Origin of the sequence: Actinomadura sp. NBRC 104425, assembly GCF_030269545.1 — a bacterium.
Classification (GTDB): Bacteria; Actinomycetota; Actinomycetes; order Streptosporangiales; family Streptosporangiaceae; genus Spirillospora; species Spirillospora keratinilytica.
On the sequence record NZ_BSTN01000015.1, the window covers coordinates 126964 to 146079 of the forward strand.

At 71.0% G+C, this 19116-nt stretch carries 13 protein-coding genes and 1 pseudogene; 6 read left to right on the plus strand and 8 right to left on the minus strand.

Going from position 1 to position 19116, the window contains the following annotated elements:
* The first annotated feature begins 263 nt into the window (after positions 1-263).
* On the plus strand, positions 264-1013 hold the full coding sequence (gene rnhB / locus QSK22_RS22240) for a ribonuclease HII (RefSeq protein WP_285496282.1): 750 nt from the start codon (positions 264-266) through the stop codon (positions 1011-1013).
* Positions 1014-1169: 156 nt separating this feature from the next.
* Complete coding sequence (locus QSK22_RS22245) at positions 1170-1808, plus strand: HhH-GDP family DNA glycosylase (RefSeq protein ID WP_285496231.1); 639 nt, start codon at positions 1170-1172, stop codon at positions 1806-1808.
* Positions 1809-3146: 1338 nt separating this feature from the next.
* On the opposite strand, the pseudogene QSK22_RS34045 reads toward QSK22_RS22245, so the two are convergent.
* The 3 genes and pseudogenes from QSK22_RS34045 to QSK22_RS22260 form a co-directional block, all read right to left on the minus strand.
* Positions 3147-3662, minus strand: a pseudogene (locus tag QSK22_RS34045) (TerD family protein); the annotation flags it as partial.
* A gap of 162 nt (positions 3663-3824) precedes the next feature.
* A complete protein-coding gene (gene lplAB, locus QSK22_RS22255; protein WP_285496233.1) occupies positions 3825-4874 on the minus strand; it encodes a lipoate-protein ligase LplAB in 1050 nt (349 codons plus the stop codon).
* 82 nt (positions 4875-4956) lie between these two features.
* Complete coding sequence (locus QSK22_RS22260) at positions 4957-5574, minus strand: TetR/AcrR family transcriptional regulator (RefSeq protein WP_285496234.1); 618 nt, start codon at positions 5572-5574, stop codon at positions 4957-4959.
* A gap of 127 nt (positions 5575-5701) precedes the next feature.
* On the opposite strand from QSK22_RS22260, the gene QSK22_RS22265 reads away from it, so the two are divergent.
* Positions 5702-6832 carry a Gfo/Idh/MocA family protein gene (locus tag QSK22_RS22265; protein ID WP_285496235.1) on the plus strand — a complete coding sequence of 377 codons (1131 nt, stop codon included), beginning with the start codon at positions 5702-5704 and terminating at the stop codon, positions 6830-6832.
* A 333-nt stretch (positions 6833-7165) separates the two neighbouring features.
* Here the strand turns inward: QSK22_RS22265 and QSK22_RS22270 are convergent, their stop codons facing one another.
* The 3 genes from QSK22_RS22270 to QSK22_RS22280 form a co-directional block, all read right to left on the minus strand.
* Positions 7166-9994 (minus strand): vitamin B12-dependent ribonucleotide reductase, encoded by a 2829-nt coding sequence (locus QSK22_RS22270; RefSeq protein WP_285496236.1) that lies wholly within the window; start codon positions 9992-9994, stop codon positions 7166-7168.
* 109 nt (positions 9995-10103) lie between these two features.
* Positions 10104-10580 carry a transcriptional regulator NrdR gene (nrdR, locus tag QSK22_RS22275; protein ID WP_285496237.1) on the minus strand — a complete coding sequence of 159 codons (477 nt, stop codon included), beginning with the start codon at positions 10578-10580 and terminating at the stop codon, positions 10104-10106.
* A gap of 1012 nt (positions 10581-11592) precedes the next feature.
* Positions 11593-11895, minus strand: a complete 303-nt coding sequence (locus QSK22_RS22280; RefSeq protein WP_285496238.1) for a LysM peptidoglycan-binding domain-containing protein — start codon at positions 11893-11895, stop codon at positions 11593-11595.
* Between the two features lie 296 nt (positions 11896-12191).
* Between QSK22_RS22280 and lexA the strand changes: the two genes are divergently transcribed.
* A complete protein-coding gene (gene lexA / locus QSK22_RS22285) occupies positions 12192-12893 on the plus strand; it encodes a transcriptional repressor LexA (protein WP_285496239.1) in 702 nt (233 codons plus the stop codon).
* 309 nt (positions 12894-13202) lie between these two features.
* Here lexA and QSK22_RS22290 read toward each other — a convergent pair whose 3' ends face one another.
* Together QSK22_RS22290 and leuS are read right to left on the minus strand one after the other, a co-directional pair.
* A complete protein-coding gene (locus tag QSK22_RS22290) occupies positions 13203-13544 on the minus strand; it encodes a YciI family protein (protein WP_285496240.1) in 342 nt (113 codons plus the stop codon).
* Positions 13541-16003, minus strand: coding sequence for a leucine--tRNA ligase (gene leuS, locus QSK22_RS22295; protein WP_285496283.1), 2463 nt, complete (start codon positions 16001-16003; stop codon positions 13541-13543). The genes QSK22_RS22290 and leuS overlap by 4 nt, the downstream gene beginning before the upstream one ends.
* A gap of 636 nt (positions 16004-16639) precedes the next feature.
* Between leuS and QSK22_RS22300 the strand changes: the two genes are divergently transcribed.
* Positions 16640-17230, plus strand: coding sequence for a lytic polysaccharide monooxygenase auxiliary activity family 9 protein (locus QSK22_RS22300; protein ID WP_285496241.1), 591 nt, complete (start codon positions 16640-16642; stop codon positions 17228-17230).
* A gap of 230 nt (positions 17231-17460) precedes the next feature.
* Positions 17461-19002 (plus strand): long-chain-fatty-acid--CoA ligase, encoded by a 1542-nt coding sequence (locus QSK22_RS22305; protein ID WP_285496242.1) that lies wholly within the window; start codon positions 17461-17463, stop codon positions 19000-19002.
* Positions 19003-19116 lie beyond the last annotated feature (114 nt).

A 19116-nucleotide genomic window follows, 5' to 3' on the forward strand; every position in this document is an offset into this window, starting at 1 on the left:
CCGGATCGGCACCATCTGGACGCGGTTCGTTGCCACGTGCCGAACCGGGCGCGTCCCCGGCCCCCGCGCCTTCCCCACCGACGGGCGGCTGTGTGCCGCACGTCACGGTGGGCGCCGCCCGCCGTTTCGCGGTCGGCCGCGGTATGCCCGCACGCGACGGGGCGGCGCCTCTACGATCGAACGGCCGCGGACACCCCGTCCGCTAGGGACAGCACCTTCGTACGGGAGGCCATGTGACGGACGCCACCGACGCGCTGCCGGGCCTGGAGCCGTCGGCCGGACCGGAGGCGGCGCCTCCGTCGGCCGGGTACGGGATCGAGCACGAGCTGCGCACGGCCCTCGGCGCGCGGCGCATCGCCGGGGTGGACGAGGTGGGGCGCGGCGCGTGGGCCGGGCCCGTCGTGGTGTGCGCGGCGGTCACCGACCTTTCGCCGCCGCCCGAGCTGCCGGGGCGGGGCGGCCGCACGGTCCGGCTGACCGACTCCAAGCTGCTGTCGGCGGCGCACCGGGAGGCGTTCGCCGAGGTGCTGCCCGGCTGGCTGACGGCGTACGCGTTCGGCTCGTCGGCCCCGGAGGAGATCGACGAGGTCGGCATGACCGAGGCGCTGCGCCGGGCCGCCGTCCGGGCCCTGGAGGCGCTGCCGGAGCCGCCCGACGCCGTCATCCTGGACGGCAAGCACGACTACATCGGCCCGGCGTCCGGGGGGTGCCGGTGGCGTGTCCGCTGCGAGATCAAGGCCGACCAGCGCTCGGTGACGGTGGCGGCGGCGTCGGTGCTGGCCAAGGTGCACCGCGACCGGCTCATGGCCGTTCTCGACGCGCAGTTCCCCGGGTACGGCTTCGCCGACGGCGCCGGGTACCCGTCCCCCGCCCACCAGAAGGCCCTCGAGGAGTCCGGCCCGACGCCGCACCACCGGCTGTCCTGGTCCTATATGGACGAGTTGCCCCGCTGGCGGCATCTGAAGAAGCATCGCGACCCGCTGGCGGGCGAGGGGCAGCTGAGCCTTCTGTGACCGTCTCTGCAACCGTCCACCGCGATACGAACGCTCCAAACCGACAAATACTACTTATCGCACATATTCGGGCGCGTGGCCGTGTCCGGCACCGCGCCGGCGGGAGTCATCCGCGCCTGCCTGGGTAAAAGCGCCGAATGACGGGAGGTGCGTGTCATGGACGCTGTCGTGAAGAGGCTGCTGCGCGAGGCGGGCGAGACCTACGCCGAGGAGGCCGGTGTCCCGCTCAAGGACCAACCCGCCGCCCTGTGGAAGCTGCTGGTCCTGTCCAACCTCCTCAGCGCCCGGATCTCCGCCGAAATCGCGATGGCGTCCGCCCGCGAGCTGTTCGAGGCAGGCGGCGGCACCGCACGCGGCATGGCCCGGCTGACCTGGCAGCAGCGGGTCGACGCGCTCGGCCGCGGCCACTACGTCCGCTATGACGAGAGCACCGCCAGTCACCTGGGCGATATGGCCGAGCTCGTCCAGGAGAAGTACAACGGCGACCTGCGGCGGCTGGCGATCGAGTCGGAACGCGACAGGGAGCGCGCCGGCCAGCTGCTCCGCGAGTTCCCCGGAATCGGCCCGGCAGGCGTCGACATCTTCTGCCGCGAGGCCCAGGCCATGTGGCCCTGGCTGCGCCCCTACTTCGACGAGCAGGCCCTCAAGGGCGCCGAACGCCTGGGCCTGCCCAAGGACCCCAAGCGGCTCGCCGACGAAGTCCCTGAAAAGGACCTGGCCCGCTTCGCCGCGGCCCTCGTCCGCGTGGCCCGCGACAAGGATTTGGCCCACTCCATCACCAAGAACGGCACGTGACCAAGAACGGCACGTGACCAAGAACGGCACGTGACCAAGAACGGCACGTGACCCCCGGTTTCCGGTAGTAGGCGGCCCCCGCGAGCGTCTGTCGTTCAGGGGGCCGCCCTGGGAACCGCACCCCGGAGAAGATCATGCGCAGCGCCAGCGGCGGCAAGACCAGATGTTGCGGCGACGCTCACCTCACCGCCACGCATGGACGGGCTGGCCACCTGCCGCCGGATGCGGGCCTGAGGCGCGATGATGCCGATGCTGATGTGAGCGCCGACTCATGGAACACCAGGCAGCGCTACGCCACGTCGCCTCCGGCCCCTGGACGACGATCGGGAGGGGCGTGCGCGAGGGCGATGACGGTCACCGAGGCCACGGCGGCCGATACCGTCACGGCGCCCCGCTGGTCGTCCATTCACGTCGCCCCGCACTGCCCGCTGTCCCGACCTGGCCCCTGAGCTGCACTTCGGGCCGCGTCCTTCGCGCAGACAGCAAGGGAAGGCCCTGCGTGAACAACTGGCTCGGCACAGCATGCGCAACCTCGCCCCGGCAACCCCCGCCCGTCCGCGCGGCCGTTCAGTCCTTGCCGCGTGAGGCGACCCACTCCAGGTTCCAGCCGTACGCCTGGTCGACGGCCAGCTTCCCCCAGCGCGGACGACCGGGCGGCGGCAGGATGTACCGCCCCTCGCGGCGCACCACCAGCTCGCCGCCCACGTTCTCGATCAGGGCGAGCACGACGTCGCGGGAAGCGTCGACGCAGTCGTCCATGCGCATCTGGATGGGCGCGGCACCGCGCGGATAGAGGGTGGCGACCGCGTCCAGCCCGCGGAAGTCGTCGGCGCCATCGTAGATCTCGGCGAATACCAAGATCCTTCTGAAGTCGGCGGTGTGGTCCAGATTGATGGTCAGGTTCTCGCCCGTCTCCACGGTTCCGGAGCGGTCGTCGCGGTCGAGCTGGATGTACGGAGGCCGGTCCAGCGCACCGAAGTCGCCGATGGCGTGCACGATCCCCTTGCGCCCGTCCTTCAGCTCCCACAGCGCGCACAGGTCGAGGTCCAGGTCCACGCCGCGCCGGAGCTTGCCCAGCAGTCCGCGGGCCGCGCCCGGCCGCGCGGACCAGTTCAGGTTGACCCGCATGTGCCCGGACGTGGCGCCGTGCTTGGTCAGCGACACCGACGGCGCGCTCTTGGTCAACGAGACCACGCCGCCCCGCTGAGGCGCAGACGCCGCCTGCTGAGGCGGCACCGCCCCGGCCGGCGGCGCGGATTGCACGGACGACACGGGTTGCACGGGCGGTGCGGGCGGCGGAGGAGGCGGAGGCGGCGCGGCGCTGCGCCCCGGGTCGTCAACGGTGATCCCGAAGTCGGTGGCCAGTCCGGCGAGTCCGGTGTCGTACCCCTGCCCGACCGCCCGGAACTTCCAGGCCCCCTGCCGCCGGTAGAGCTCACCCAGGACGAACGCGGTCTCGGTGGTCGCGCCCGGGTCGTCGAAGCGGGTCACCTCGGCGCCGGTCGCCGTGTCCAGCAGCCGGATGTACAACCCCTGGAGCTGTGCGAACGTCCCACCGTCCGCCGACGCCGCGATCACGATGCGTTGCACGTCGGGCTCGACCCGTGCCAGATCGACGCTCAGCACGTCACGCACGGTCGGCCCCTGCTGCTTGCCCTCATGCCGGACCGCCCCCGACCTGTGGGCGGGCTGGTTGTAGAAGACGAAGTCATCGTCCGAACGCACCTTGCCCGTCTCCGTGAGCAGCAACGCCGACGCGTCGGCATCGGGGACTCCGGGACCGCCCCGCCAGCCCAGTTCGACACGCACGGATGGAACAGGCACCGGCGTGTTGGCGCCCTTCTGCAGCGACATGAACGTTCCTCCCGGATCCACTGGCCCGCCGGTCCTGACCCTGGTTCCGTCCGAACCGCACGCCAAAGCCCGCCCGCCGTCCAACCTACGGCCAAGCCCTGCCCCCGGGCGACCCCTACACGAGGGCCTGCCGCGGCCGGTGGGACGCTCCGGAGCGGAAGGTCAGGGGACGCGGGCGGTCCAGGCCTGGTCGGTGAACTTCTCCGCCACCAGCTTCTCCGCCGTGCGCAGTTCTTCCTCGGTGAGCCGGTCGTCGGTCAGCCCGTAGCGGCCCCGGAAGTGGGCGACCAGCCGTTCGATGATCTGCTCGCGGGGCAGGCCGGTCTGCCGCCGTAGCGGGTCGACGCGCTTGTCGGCGCTGGCGATGCCCTTGTCGGAGATCTTCTCGCGGCCGATGCGCAGCACCCGGGTGAGCTTGTCGGCGTCGATGTCGTAGGCCATGGTCACGTGGTGCAGGACCGCGCCGGCCGCCAGGCGCTTCTGCGCCGCTCCACCGATCTTGCCCTGGTCGGAGGCGATGTCGTTGAGCGGCTGGTACCACGCCTTGACGCCCAGCTCACCGAGCGCGCCCAGCACCCAGTCGTCGAGGAAGGCGTAGCTCTCGGCGAACGACATGCCCGCCACCAGCGACTCGGGCACGTACAGCGAGTAGGTGATGGTGTTGCCCGGCTCGACGAACATCGCGCCGCCGCCGCTGATGCGGCGCACCACCGTGACGCCGTAGCGTTCGGCCGCGGCGGCGTCGACCTCGTTGCGCAGCGACTGGAAGCTGCCGATGATCACTGCGGGCGAGGCCCACTCCCAGATGCGCAGCGTCGGCGGACGCCGTCCGGCGCCGACCTCCACGGCCAGCACCTCGTCGAGCGCCATGTGCAGCGCGGGTTCCTGCGGGCCCTCGTGGATCAGCCGCCAGTCGTGGTCGTGCCAGTCGGACGCACTGGTGAGCGCCCGCCGCACGGCGATGGCCACCGCCTCGGCGGACAGCCCGAGCATGACCGTGCCCTCGGGCAGCCGCGCCTGCAGGCGGGCGGCGATGTCGCGGGCCTCGGCGGTCGCGGGCAGACCTTCGATCGCCGTGTTGATCTCTTCTAGGGCTTCGTCGGGTTCCAGGAAGAAGTCGCCGCTCACCCGTACGTTGCGCAGCCTGCCGTCCGACACGTCCAGATCCACGACGACGAGCTTGCCGCCGGGCGCCTTGTACTCTCCGTGCATCACACAGGTGGCAACCTCGGTGTCCCGGTCTGGATTCCGGCTGCTTGGAAAGGGCCGTCGGCCGACCCGGCTCACCGGCGGTTCACGGCGCGGAGGGCGGTGGCCCCGGCAGCTCCTCGGGCCGGTCGGTGCGCAGCCCGTCCAGGACGATCTGCAGGTTGCGTTCCCACTGGTGGTCGGCCGCGCGCACCCCGAGGGTGTGGTCGCCGGTGGAGACCGACACGAGCAGGAACGCCACGTCGGGCCAGGTGACGTCCGGCCGGACCACGCCGGCCCGCTGAACGCGCTCGACCAGGAGCCGCAGCCGTTCGCGCAGGTCCGCGCGAGCGTGATCGAGAGATCCGCCCAGCGCGTCGTTGATGTCGCACAGTTCGTTGCGCAGCCGGATGTAGCCCTGCGCGAACTCGCGAAAGCCCGTCCAGGGGTCGGGATGGGCGAGCGCCTGGTCGGCCCGCGCCACGATTTCGCCGAGCACCTCCTCCAGGACCGCCTCCAGCAGCGCTTCCAGAGAACCGACGCGGCGATAGAACGTGCCGATGCCCACACCCGCGCGACGAGCGATCTCATGCGCGGTGACCTCGCCGCCGATCTCGCGGACGGCCTCCCGTGTCGCGGCCACCAGCCGCTCGAGGTTGCGCCGGGCGTCGGCCCGGGGCCGCCGTCCGGACCCGTCGTCCAACAGCCGGTCCACCGCGCTCATACCGCGATCCTACCAATAACCGGACCTTCCTCCTCCGCTTTAAGTGGACAATCGACGTCCGCTTGAGTTATCGTCGCACAACCGGACGGCAGAAGTCCACTTATTCGTCGAGAAGGGCGGCGGAAGCATGCAGACGATCAAGGTCGGTGTCATCGGCGCCAGCCCGGACCGCGGCTGGGCGCGCACGGCGCACGTGCCCGCTCTGCGCGCGCTGCCGCAGTACGAGATCAGCGCGGTGGGCACCACCCGCGAGGAGAGCGCACGTGAGGCCGCCCGGCTGTTCGGCGCTCCCCATGCGTTCACCGATCCCCGCCGGCTGGCCGCCCATCCGGACGTCGACCTGGTGGCCGTCACCGTCAAGGTGCCGCACCACGCCGAACTGATCCGGGCGGCCCTGGACGCGGGCAAACACGTGCTCAGCGAATGGCCGCTGGCGCTGACCACCGCCGAGGCCGAGTCACTGGCCGAGGAGACCGGTCGCGCCGGCGTGCACCACGCGATCGGCCTTCAGGCCAGGCACTCCCCCGCCATCGCCTACGCCCGCGAGCTTCTGGCCGACGGATATATAGGTCAGGTGACCTCGGTGAACGTGTACGCGGCCCGCTCCAAGGGCGCGGGCGGCCGCATCAACGCCGATCTCGCCTACACGGTCGATCGCGCCAACGGTGCGGGGGTGTTCGAGGTCGCCGGCGGCCACACCCTCGACATCCTGGAATATCTCGCCGGAGAGATCACCGAGGTCGCGGGGCGGCTGTCGCTGCGGCGCTCCCGGTACACCGTCGTCGAGACCGGCCAAGCCGTCGAGGCGACCAGTCCCGATCACGTCCTGCTCGACGCCGTCCTGGCGACCGGGGCGGTCGCGTCCGTCCACCTGCACGACGCCAAAGTCACCCGTCCCCGCACCCGCCTGGAGTTCGCAGGCACCGAGGGCGACCTGGTCGTCATCACCGAGGGCGCGGGCCGTCTGAAGGCCGACCAGATCCAGATCGGCGCGCCCCGCATCCTGGCCGCCCGCGGCCACGGCTCCTGGCAGGAGCTGCCGGTACCCGCCCGTCACCGCGTTGTCGATGCCGCCATCCCCGACATCGCCGTGCTCAACGTCGCCCAGCTGTACGCGCGGTTCGCCGAGGACATCGGCAAAGACAGCCGCACCGTGCCCGGTTTCGACCATGCCGTCCGCCTGCACCGCCTCCTCGACGCCGTACGCCTGTCCGCCGACACCGGCACCCGGCAACCTGTCCCCAGCTCCCGCCCCTAGGGCGTGTTTTCGGGGTGCGCGGGCGCCGGCGTCGCGTACGCCGCCCCCCGGCGACTGCGCTGCTTGGCCCCTCCCGCTGTGTCTCCCGTGTCTGCCGTGGCGGGGAGACCGTCATCACCGCCGCCGGCGGCGACACCGGGCACGCCACCGCCCGCCGCGCGGCCACGATCAGCGGAGGGCGTGGTGGGGTTGCAGGGGACGCGGTGCGTCTGCCTTCGCGCGGGTGTCCTTTTGACCGAAGCGCCGAAGGGGGAACCGGCGGGAACCGGTTCCCCCTTCGGCCAGGCGTCTCAGCGGTCAGGTCGGATGCCGCACCGGATGCGGCGGTCGGGGTCAGCTGCAGCCGCTGGTGGAGCCGCAGCCTTCGCAGACGTAGCAGCTGCCGGCCGGGCGCATCTTGGTGCCGCAGGTCAGGCAGAGGGGCGCGTCGGCGGTGCGGCCCTGGCGGCTTTCGATGACCTCCATCGAGGAGTGCGGCTCGGACTCGGCGGCCGGGCGGCGCGGCGCGGCCGGCTTGGTGATCTCGGCGGACTGGGCCAGGATCTCCTGGTCGACCTCGGTCTCGGCGTGCAGGGTGGCCGGGTCCTCGCCGTTGGCCTGCATCGCCCGTTCCTCGGCGGTGAGGATGCCCAGTTCGGCGCGGGTCTCGTAGGGCAGGTGGTCCAGCGCCAGGCGGCGGAAGATGTAGTCCATCACCGAGGTCGCCATGCGGATGTCGGGGTCGTCGGTCATGCCGGCGGGCTCGAACCGCATGTTGGTGAACTTCTCCACCCAGGTCTCCAGCGGCACCCCGTACTGGAGGCTGATAGAGATCGCCATGGAGAACGCGTCCATCACGCCGGCCAGGGTGGAGCCCTGCTTGCCGAGCTTGAGGAACACCTCGCCGAGGCCGTCGTCGGGGTAGGACGAGGCGGTCATGTAGCCCTCGGCGCCGGCGACGGAGAAGCGGGTGACGGTCGCGGGGCGCTGCTTGGGCAGCCGCTTGCGGACCGGACGCGGGACCTCCACCGGCGCCGTGGCCTTCTCGGCCTTCTCGGTCTTCTCGGCCTTCTTGGCCGCCGACAGCGGCTGCCCGACCTTGCAGTTGTCGCGGTAGATCGCCAGGGCCTTCAGGCCGAGCCGCCAGCCTTCGAAGTAGACCTTCTCGATGTCCTCGACGGTGGCCTGCTCGGGCATGTTGACGGTCTTGGAGATCGCCCCGGACAGGAACGGCTGGACGGCGGCCATCATCCGCACGTGGCCCATCGGGCTGATCGCCCGCTCGCCCATCGCGCAGTCGAACACCTCGTAGTGCTCGGGACGCAGGCCCGGCGCGCCCACCACGTGACCGTGCTCGGCGATGTACTCGACGACCGCCTCGATCTGCTCCTGCTGGTAGCCCAGCTTCTTCAGGGCGCGCGGGACGGTGTGGTTGACGATCTGCATCGAGCCGCCGCCGACCAGCTTCTTGAACTTCACCAGCGCCAGGTCGGGCTCGATGCCGGTGGTGTCGCAGTCCATCATCAGGCCGATGGTGCCGGTGGGGGCCAGCAGCGACGCCTGGGCGTTGCGGTAGCCGTTCTTCTCACCGGTCTTCAGGCACTGCTGCCACTGCTTGGTCGCGGCGGCATGGATGGCCCGGTCCATCTCGTCCAGCGTGCGGATCTCGTCGTTGGCGGCGGCGTGCTTGCGCATGACGCGCTTGTGCGCCTCGGCGTTGCGGGCGTAGCCGGCGTACGGGCCGACCACCCCGGCCAGTTCTGCGGAGCGGCGGTAGGCGACACCGGTCATCAGCGAGGTGATCGCGGCGGCGAGCGAGCGGCCGCCCTCGGAGTCGTAGGCGTGCCCGGTGGCCATCAGCAGGGCACCGAGGTTGGCGTAGCCGATGCCGAGCTGGCGGTAGTCGCGGGTGGTCTTGGCGATCTTCTCGGTCGGGAAGTCGGCGAAGGTGATGGAGATGTCCATCGCCGTGATGATCAGCTCGGTGAGCTTGGTGAAGCTCTCGACGTCGAAGGTGTCGTCCTCGCGCAGGAACTTCAGCAGGTTGATGCTGGCCAGGTTGCAGGAGGAGTTGTCCAGGCTCATGTACTCCGAGCACGGGTTGCTGGCGGTGATGCGGCCCGACTCGGGGTTGGTGTGCCAGTCGTTGATCGTGTCGTCGTACTGGATGCCCGGGTCGGCGCACTCCCAGGCGGCCTGGGCCATCTGCCGGAACAGGTCGCGGGCCCGGACGGTCTCCACGACTTCTCCGTTCAAGCGGGCGCGCAGCCCGAACTCCCCGTCGCTCTCCACGGCGCGCATGAACTCGTCCGACACGCGCACCGAGTTGTTGGCGTTCTGGTACTGGACGCTGACGATGTCCTTGCCGCCCAGGTCCATGTCGAACCCGGCGTCGCGCAGGGCCCGGATCTTGTCCTCTTCGCGGGCCTTGGTCTCGATGAACTCGGCGATGTCGGGGTGGTCGACGTCCAGCACGACCATCTTGGCGGCCCGGCGGGTGGCGCCGCCCGACTTGATCGTCCCGGCGGACGCGTCGGCGCCGCGCATGAACGACACCGGTCCGCTGGCGGTGCCGCCGGAGGAGAGCAGTTCCTTGCTGGAGCGGATGCGGGAGAGGTTGACACCGGCGCCGGAGCCGCCCTTGAAGATGATCCCCTCTTCCTTGTACCAGTCCAGGATCGACTCCATCGAGTCGTCCACCGAGAGGATGAAACAGGCGCTGACCTGCTGCGGGGACTTGGTGCCGACGTTGAACCAGACGGGGGAGTTGAAGCTGAACAGCTGGTGGACCAGTGCGTGCTTCAACTCGTGGTCGAAGATCTGGGCGTCCTCCTCCGAAGCGAAGTAGCCCTCGGCCAGACCGGTGTCAACGTAAACCTTGACCACCCGGTCGACCAGTTGCTTGAGACTGTGCTCGCGCTGGGGGGTGCCGAGGGCTCCGCGGAAGTACTTCGACGTCACGATGTTGACGGCGTTCACCGACCAGAAGTCGGGGAACTCCACACCGCGCTGCTCGAAGTTGATCGAGCCGTCCCGCCAGTTGGTCATGACAACGTCACGACGTTCCCAGCGGATCGTGTCGTACGGATGCACGCCGGGCGTGGTGAAGATCCGCTCGACCTTGAGCCCCTTGCGGCTCCCCCTGCCGCGCCGGGCTGCCGAGCCGCTCACCGTCTCCGTCATGACCTTCCCCCTCTCGGGCCCTCCCGCCGGGCCCTGTCCAGGAATAACCTCGCCCGCCGGCCGTTTGCTCCCGGCCGCGGGCGTTCTCAACAGTCGTGAAGCCCGCCCCTCACAGGGGCCGGCCAGGCTCCCCCGAGGAACCGGCCTTGGTACGCAGTGACTCGATCTCTCTGGCGAAGTCGTCCAGCGTCTCGAAACCCCGGTACACCGAGGCGAACCGCAGGTAGGCGACCTCGTCGAGCTCTCCGAGCGGGCCGAGAATGGCCAGTCCGATCTCGTGCGAGGGGATTTCGGCCGCCCCCGTGGCGCGGATCGCCTCCTCCACCCGCTGCCCCAGCTTGGCCAGCGCGTCCTCGTCGACGGGACGGCCCTGGCAGGCGCGGCGGACGCCGGCGATGATCTTCTCCCGGGAGAACGGCTCGGTGACGCCGCTGCGCTTGGCCACCATGAGCAGCACGTTCTCCTGTGTGGTGAACCGCTTGCCGCATTCCGGGCACGACCGGCGGCGCCGGATGGCCGATCCGTCGTCGGTGGAGCGGCTGTCGATCACCTTGGTGTCAGGGTTGCGGCAGAACGGGCAGTGCACTCGTTCCCTCCTCCCCTGACAGATCAAGCCACACGAGAAATCGTCCCCCACAAGACACAACTTGTGGTTAATGACACCCGTGTGACTACTAGATGTTGTGGTCAACCGTAGGACTCCCGGAGGGGCAACGCAACCTGGATCACCACCCCCGGCAGTAGACCCTCGTCACACCGGGCCCACTGGTGCGGGCCCGGCGTGTCTCCCCCGCCGCACCCCAAGAACCACCACAAATCACGCAAACCCCTTCGCCACAAGGCTTCCGCGCGTCCTCGCCGACCTCCCCGACCGGGAGGTCACCGCGCAGGCCGCGCCCACCCCACAGGTCCCCGAAATTCGCGACATCACCCCGGCGGCCGGCCGACCGTGATGGAGGGTGCGACGGAACCGACCGCACGCCAACGAGGCGGCGCGGGCGACCGACGGCCGCGTGGGACGGTGGCCGAACACGGCGGCGAAGCCCACAGACCGCCCCACACGTGCCGCCGACAGACCGCGGCAACGCGAGAACACCTCCGCCTGACCTCGGTACCGATCCGGTACGGGTCACGCTGGCAGCCGCGTGCGCGGGAGCCGACCCGACCACCGAAGCGGCTCTGCGCATCGCGCAACGAGACCGCAACGAGATGGCCGACGCCGCCCGCGCACTCCCTAGCTGCTGCGCGCGCAGCCGGTGGCGAGTGGCCTGGTCTTCGGGCGAGGTGGTCGCCGGAGTGGCTCTGTGGCGGCCTGACGAGACGGGGCGCCTGGGCCGGCGTTGTTCGTTGCCTGCTTGGTGTGCGTTCCGCTGCCTTGGCGGATCCCCGCCCTCGGATTTTTGCCTTTCGGGTGTTCTGCTCCCGGTCGGTGGCTGTCACGTGAATGTCGGGCCGTCTGGGGCCGGGGGCAGCGGCTCGGTCCCCGGGTGGGGGCCGAGCCTTTGGTCGTCGCCGCGTCGGCAGAGCAGGTGCCGCTTCCGGCTCGGCGGGTAAGTGGGCTTTGCGGCCGCCGCGGGAGCGGACGGCGTGCAGCCGGGTCAGTCGTGGGCGGGGAGGCGCAGGCGCTGGCCCGGGCGGACGATCGTGGTGGACAGGTTGTTGAGGTCCATGATGCGGCGGACCAGCAGCTGAGTGTCGTCGCGGGGGCGCTCGCGCTGGGCGATCGTCCACAGTGAGTCGCCGTGGCCGACGACGACCGTCTTGCCCGGGCGGAGGCTCGGGTCGGACGAGTCGGGCCCGCCGGCGCCGGCCCGGGCCGTCGCGGTCAGCCACAGCACGACCAGGAGCGGCACCGCCAGCAGGCCGATCATCACGAGGCGGCCGCGTCGAGTCAGCCGCAACTCGTCCCACGCGCCCTCCGCAGGGGCCCCCAGCGGCGGCGCGGGGCGAAGGTGCGTGGAGAGGGCCGGAGCTTCGGCCGTTATGCAGTGTGGGTGGAGCGAACCCGCCATCTCGGTCCCCTTCGTGACCGACAGCCGATCTTCGAATGAATATTCGATCGAACGTCTGTACGATGTTGTACCGCAGCCCCCCGAGAAACGCGAGTACATTCTTCGAACAATTGTTTGATCATTGCAGCCGGACGCGATAACGTTCGGCGAGGAGTGACGAAGCGAGCGTCGGGAGGCGACGAACGATGACCAAGGTCCGGGAGCTGCCCGACGGCCCCATGGACGAGGCGGGTCTGACCCAGCGCCAGCGCATGGTGCTGGAGGTGATCCGCGACTCGGTGCAGCGCCGCGGCTACCCGCCGTCGATGCGCGAGATCGGCGAGGCCGTCGGCCTGACCAGCACCTCCAGCGTGTCGCACCAGCTGCGCGCGCTGCAGCGCAAGGGGTATCTGCGCCGCGACCCCAACCGGCCGCGGGCCGTCGAGGTGCGGGTCCCGGGCGCCACGCCGGTGCGCACCGACACCGAGACCCCCGACGCGCCCGGCGCCGGGCAGGACACCGCGCCGCGACCCGCCCCCGCCTACGTGCCGCTGGTCGGACGGATCGCCGCCGGCGGTCCGATCCTGGCCGAGGAGGCCGTGGAGGACGTGTTCACCCTGCCCAAGCAGCTGGTCGGCGAGGGCACCCACTTCCTGCTGAAGGTCACCGGCGACTCGATGATCGACGCGGCGATCGCCGACGGCGACTGGGTGGTGGTGCGCCAGCAGCCGGTGGCCGAGCAGGGCGACATCGTCGCCGCGATGATCGACGGCGAGGCCACCGTCAAGACCTTCAAGCGCCGCGACGGCCACATCTGGCTGGTCCCCCAGAACCCGGCCTACGAGCCGATCCCCGGCGACGAGGCGTCGATCCTGGGCCGCGTCGTCGCCGTGCTGCGCAAGATGTGACGTCCCGGCCCGGCGCGGCCAGGTCACTCCCGCGCGCCCGTCACCGGCCCCCGGGGCGGTGGCGGGCGTTCGCGTGCGCCCCGCGTTCCACGCAGGGTGCGTCACCTCGACAACCGCGTGCGGACGCACTCGTCTCCACCCATTCCAGTTCCAGCTCGTCCACGACCGCCGCTCGGCGCCCGCGCCCAGGCCGCGCCTGCCAGGCCACGCCGAGTACGGCCGCGGCGGTGAATCTCCGCTCGCGGCCGTCAGGCTCGGATTCGGGCCCGCCGGTGCCTGGACCGCGGGCTGCGCGGCCGATGCGCCGCGTCAGCCGGGCGGTTCTCCCGGGGCGCGGACGCGGGACGGGCCGACGCCGACCAGTCCCGCCAGAGCCGGATGGACCCGGCCCACATCGACTGTAATGATCTCGTATTCGGCCACGCCCGCGCAGACGAACGGGTCATTCTCGGCGATCTTTTCGATCTCGGCGCGGTCGGTCCCACGCGCGATGATCGCGCCGCCGTGCTCGGACGGCACCGTCTGCCCCGAGGCCGGGAACGTGCCCGCCCGGTGGTGGCGGTCCAGGTACGCCGCGTGGGCGGGCACGTGCGGTGCGGCCTCCTCCTCGGTGCCGCGGTAGCGCAGCCGCAGGATGTGCAGCGTGCTCACTTGGCCGGCACGATGTTCACGATCTTGGGCGGGCGGACGATGACGCGCTGGACCCGCGCGCCGGCCAGGGCCTCGTTGACCTTGGCGGAGGCCAGCGCCAGCCGCTCCAGCTCGTCCTCGGCGATGTCGGGCGGCACCTCCAGGCGGTCGCGGACCTTGCCCGCGACCTGCACCACGCAGACCACCGACTCGCGCACCAGCAGGGACGGGTCGGCCTGCGGCCAGCCCGCGGTCGCCACCGACGGCTCGTGGCCCAGCCGCTCCCACGCCTCCTCGGCGGTGTAGGGGGCGAACAGCGACAGCAGCACCGCGATCGTCTCGGCGGCCTCCCGCACGGCCGGGTCGGCGGGGCCGGGGCCCTCGTCGATGGCGCGGCGGGTGGCGCTCACCAGCGTCATCAGCCGGGCGATGGCCACGTTGTAGCGGTGCTGCTCGATCAGCGTGGTGGCCTCGTCGATGGTGCGGTGGGTGACCCGCCGCAGGTCGACCGAGCCGCCCGCGGGGTCGGTGCCGGGCGCGGACGCCACCTCGGTGGCGATGCGGTGCACGCGCGCCAGGAACTTGACCATGCCGGGCTGGGACACGTCGGCCCAGTCGATGTCGTCCTCGGGCGGCCCGGAGAACAGCATCGCCAGGCGCACCACGTCGACGCCCCACTGCTCGATCTGCTCACCCAGGTCGACCATGTTGCCCAGCGACTTGGACATGGCCTTGCCGTTGAGGATCACCTGGCCCTGGTTGACCAGCCGCGTGAACGGCTCGGTGAAGTCGACCATGCCCAAGTCGTACAGCACCTTGGTGAAGAACCGGCTGTACAGCAGGTGCAGGGTGGCGTGCTCGACGCCGCCGGTGTACTGGTCGACCGGCATCCACTTGCGGACCCGCTCGACGTCGAACGGCCCGTCCTCGTAGTCCGGCGAGCAGTACCGGAAGTAGTACCAGGACGAGTCGACGAAGGTGTCCATGGTGTCGCTGTCGCGCTTGGCCGCGCCGCCGCACCTGGGGCAGTCGACGTTGACCCAGTGCTCGGCGGCGGCCAGCGGCGAGGTGCCCTTGGGCCGCAGGTCGGCGCCGCGCAGGTCGTCGGGCAGCAGCACCGGCAGCTGGTCGTCCGGCACCGGGACCTCGCCGCAGGACGGGCAGTGCACGATCGGGATGGGGCAGCCCCAGAACCGCTGCCGGGACACCAGCCAGTCGCGCAGCCGGAAGTTGACCGCGGCCCTGCCCAGGCCCTTCTCCTCCAGGATCTCGATGATCCGCTCGATCGCGTCGGCCTTGCTCAGCCCGTCGATGGGGCCGGAGTTGACGATGCGCCCGTCGCCCGCGGTGGCCACGCCGGTCTCGGCCGGGTCGGGCTGCCCGGTCTCCACCACCACGCGCACCGGCAGCCCGAACTTCAGCGCGAAGTCCAGGTCGCGCTGGTCGTGCGCGGGAACGGCCATGATCGCGCCGTGCCCGTACTCGGCCAGCACGTAGTCGGACGCCCAGATCGGGATGCGCTCGCCATTGACCGGGTTGATCGCGTACCGGCCCAGGAACACGCCGGTCTTCTCGCGCTCGGTGGACAGCCGCTCGATCTCGCTCTCGTGGGAGACCTGCTCGCGGTAGGCCTCGAACGCGGCGCGCTGCTCGGGGGCGCAGATCTCCTCGGCCAGGTCGGCGTCGGCGGCCACCACCATGAAGGTGGCCCCGTACAGGGTGTCGGGGCGGGTGGTGTAGACGGTGACCGGCTCTTCGCGGCCCTCGATGGCGAACTCGACGTCGGTGCCGGTGGAACGGCCGATCCAGTTGCGCTGCATCAGCAGCACCCGGTCGGGCCACTTGCCCTCCAGGGCGGCCATGTCGTCCAGCAGCCGGTCCGCGTAATCGGTGATCTTGAAATACCACTGGGTCAGCACGCGCCGCTCGACCAGCGTGCCGCAGCGCTCGCAGTGGCCGCCGATGACCTGCTCGTTGGCCAGCACGGTCTGGTCCTTCGGGCACCAGTTGACCCGGCCGCCGCGCCGGTAGGCCAGCCCGCGCTCGTAGAAGCGCAGGAACAGCCACTGCGTCCACCGGTAGTACTCGGGGTCGGAGGTGTGCAGCCGCCGCGACCAGTCGAAGGACGGGGCGTACCGCCGGAACGACGCCTCCTGGGTGGCGATGTTGTTGTAGGTCCACTTCACCGGGTCCGCGTTGTTCTTGATCGCGGCGTTCTCGGCGGGCAGACCGAAGGAGTCCCAGCCCATGGGGTGCAGGACGTTGTAGCCGCGCTGCGTCCAGTAGCGGGCGGCCACGTCGCCGATGGCGTACGCCTCGGCGTGCCCCATGTGGAGGTCACCCGAGGGGTATGGGAACATGTCCAGCGCGTAGCGGCGCTCGCGGCCGTCGTCCTCCTCCACCGCCTTGAACGGCTCGAGCTCCGCCCAGCGGGCCTGCCACTTGTGCTGAACGGCCCGGGGGTCGTACCCGTCGTTCAGGGAGGCGGGCCCCCCTGAACCTCCCTGGGTGGCTCGGGAGGTGTCGTCGCTGCTCACGGTCGCTACTCCACTGGTCCTGTTGGTACCGAACGGCTCTCGCCGCGGGGCCTTGGGCTGGTGCGCCGCCGGTTCCGGGGAACGCTCCCCAGCCCCCGGCGCCCGCGCCGGAGGACAGACACGAAACGACCCCTCGCAATGGAGGGGTCGCCGCGCCGACTGGTTTCGTCCGTCAGCGCGGCCGGCTAAGAAGCAGCCTTCCTGTCCGCATATACCAAGACTAGCGCAGAGGCAAGGCCGAGCGGGGGCGCACATGGACACTGGCCGCCGGCGTCCCCGCGCCCCCGCCCGGGCGCACAGCGCCGCGGCGGCGATGAACCGGCCGAGCGTTCTTTTCCAGCACCGGTGCAGCCGCACGACGCACCCGGATGACCGCGGCCACCGCGATGCCGGCGGCACCGGCGGCGAGCACGTCCCCGACCTCGCATCGGAGCCTCTCCCCGCCCCGGCGGCCGCGGGAACGGCAGGGCGGGGCGTTTTGGGTCTTGACGGAGCGGCGGCGGCCGTTACCCTACGGAATCAATAGGAAGGTTTCCTATTAGTTCGCGCCGGTCTCCCACCCCGCCAGGAGGAACGCGCATGCCCCGCAAGAGCTCCCTCGCCGTCGCCGCGGCCGTCGCCGTCGGCCTGCCCCTGGTCGGCGCCGCGCCCGCGTTCGCGCACGGCTACACCACCTCCCCCGTCAGCCGCGCCCTGCACTGCAAGCAGGGCACCGTCCAGAACTGCGGCCCCATCCAGTGGGAGCCGCAGAGCGTCGAGGGCCCCAAGGGCTTCCCCCAGTCGGGGCCCGCGGACGGCACGATCTGCGCCGGCGGCGACAGCCGCTGGGCGCCGCTGGACGACCCGCGCGGCGGCCAGTGGCCCGCAACGCGGGTCGGCTCCGGCCAGTCGTTCACCTTCTCCTGGACCCTCACCGCCGCGCACGCCACCACCTCGTTCCGCTACTTCATCACCCGCGACGGCTGGGACCCGACCCGGCCGCTCACCCGGTCCGCCCTGGAGCCGACGCCGTTCCTGCAGCAGGACTACGGCGGTGCGCGGCCCCCGTCGACCGTGTCGCACACCGGCACCCTGCCCGCCCGGTCCGGCCGCCACCTCATCCTCGCCGTCTGGGACATCGCCGACACGGGCAACGCCTTCTACCAGTGCGCCGACGTCGACTTCGGCTGATCCGGCCGGCCTCCTCCCCGCGGCGGCCCGCCGCCCCCTCTCCGGCGGGCCGCCCTCCGCCGCGCCCCAGCCCGCCCGTCAGATAACCGCCCGGTCACATTTGCCGGGGGGCGCGGAAAGTGCTCGTCAGAGGGGTGCGCGGACGGGGCGCCATCCAGCAGGATGGGCGCTACCGGTTTTTGGACTCGCCGGTAACAACCGGTCGGTGACGCCCCGCACTGAGGAGTGCCATGCTCAACCTCTCGGTCCTGCTGGAGGACGCCGCCCGCAAGTCGCCCGACCGCGACGCCGTCGTGTTCGGCGACATGCGGCTGTCGTACGCGACGATCGACACCATCGCCAACCAGGTGGCGAACCTGCTGCGCGCACGCGGCATCGGCCCGGGCGACAAGGTCGCGCTGTCGTGTCCGAACGTGCCCTACTTCCCGATGGTGTACTTCGGCATCCTCAAGGCCGGCGCGGCGGTCGTCCCGCTGAACGTGCTGCTCAAGCCGCGGGAGATCGCCTACCACCTGGACGACTCCGACGCCAAGGCGCTGTTCGCGTTCGAGGGCACCCCCGAGCTGCCGCTCGGCGAGGCGAACCACGCCGGGTTCCAGCAGGCCGCCGGGTGCGAGCACATGTTCCTGATGACGGCCGACCCGGGGGCCGCCGAGTCGCCGTACGAGGACGCCGAGCTGTTCTGGCCCGCGGTCGGGGCGCAGCCGGGCACCTGCGAGCCCGCGCAGACGTCCGCCGAGGACACCGCGGTGATCCTCTACACCAGCGGCACCACCGGGCAGCCCAAGGGCGCCGAGCTGTCGCACCTGAACATGCTGATGAACGCGTTCGTGTCGGACACCATGTTCAACCGCACCGAGCACGACGTGTCGCTGGTGACGCTGCCGATGTTCCACGCCTTCGGGCAGTCGTGCGTGATGAACGTGGGCATCCGGCGCCGCGCCACGCTGGTGCTGCAGCCCCGGTTCGAACCCGCCGAGGCGCTGCGGCTGATGGCCAAGGAGAAGGTCACCATCTTCGCGGGCGTCCCGACGATGTACTGGGCGCTGCTGTCCGACCAGGGCACGGTGCCGGCGGAGGACGTGGCGCGGCACCTGCACACCTGCGTGTCGGGCGGGGCGTCGCTGCCGCTGGAGGTGCTCAAGGGCTTCGAGGCCAAGTTCGGCGTCAAGGTCCTCGAGGGCTACGGGCTGTCGGAGACCTCGCCGGTGGCCTCGTTCAACCAGGCGGACATCGGCCTGAAGCCCGGCTCGATCGGCACCCCCATCTGGGGCGTGGAGATGAAGCTGATCGACGACGACTGGAAGACGATCGAGGGCGAGGGTCCGGGCGAGATCGCCGTGCGCGGCCACAACGTCATGAAGGGCTACTACGGCCGGCCCGAGGCGACCGCGGAGGCGATCCGGGACGGCTGGTTCCGCACCGGCGACATCGCCCGCCGCGACGAGGACGGCTTCTACTTCATCGTCGACCGCTCCAAGGACATGATCATCCGCGGCGGCTTCAACGTGTACCCGCGGGAGATCGAAGAGGTCCTGATGACCCACCCGCAGGTCTCGCTGGCCGCGGTAGTGGGCGTGCCGCACGACAGCCACGGCGAGGAGATCAAGGCGTACGTGATCCGCACCCCGGGCGCCACGATCACCGAGGAGGAGCTGGTCGCCTGGGGCAAGGAGCAGTTCGCCGCCTACAAGTACCCGCGCATCGTGGAGTTCCGCGACGAGCTGCCCATGACCGCCACCGGCAAGATCCTCAAGCGCGAGCTGCGCTGACCTCCTGGCTTGGGGCCCACCGCTCTCGACGGCAGCGCCGTCCGGAGCGGTGGGCGCACCGCGACGCGCCGACGCCCCTGGTCCGGGACGGATACGGCAGTCCGCGACATGCCT

Excerpts from the sequence above, each read along its gene's own strand:
- lexA (WP_285496239.1), top strand. The coding sequence starts at position 12,192 with ATGACCAAGGTCCGGGAGCTGCCCGACGGCCCCATGGACGAGGCGGGT.
- QSK22_RS22305 (WP_285496242.1), top strand. The coding sequence starts at position 17,461 with ATGCTCAACCTCTCGGTCCTGCTGGAGGACGCCGCCCGCAAGTCGCCC.
- QSK22_RS22300 (WP_285496241.1), top strand. The coding sequence starts at position 16,640 with ATGCCCCGCAAGAGCTCCCTCGCCGTCGCCGCGGCCGTCGCCGTCGGC.
- QSK22_RS22270 (WP_285496236.1), bottom strand. The coding sequence starts at position 9,994 with ATGACGGAGACGGTGAGCGGCTCGGCAGCCCGGCGCGGCAGGGGGAGC.
- QSK22_RS22245 (WP_285496231.1), top strand. The coding sequence starts at position 1,170 with ATGGACGCTGTCGTGAAGAGGCTGCTGCGCGAGGCGGGCGAGACCTAC.
- lplAB (WP_285496233.1), bottom strand. The coding sequence starts at position 4,874 with ATGCACGGAGAGTACAAGGCGCCCGGCGGCAAGCTCGTCGTCGTGGAT.
- QSK22_RS22260 (WP_285496234.1), bottom strand. The coding sequence starts at position 5,574 with ATGAGCGCGGTGGACCGGCTGTTGGACGACGGGTCCGGACGGCGGCCC.
- QSK22_RS22265 (WP_285496235.1), top strand. The coding sequence starts at position 5,702 with ATGCAGACGATCAAGGTCGGTGTCATCGGCGCCAGCCCGGACCGCGGC.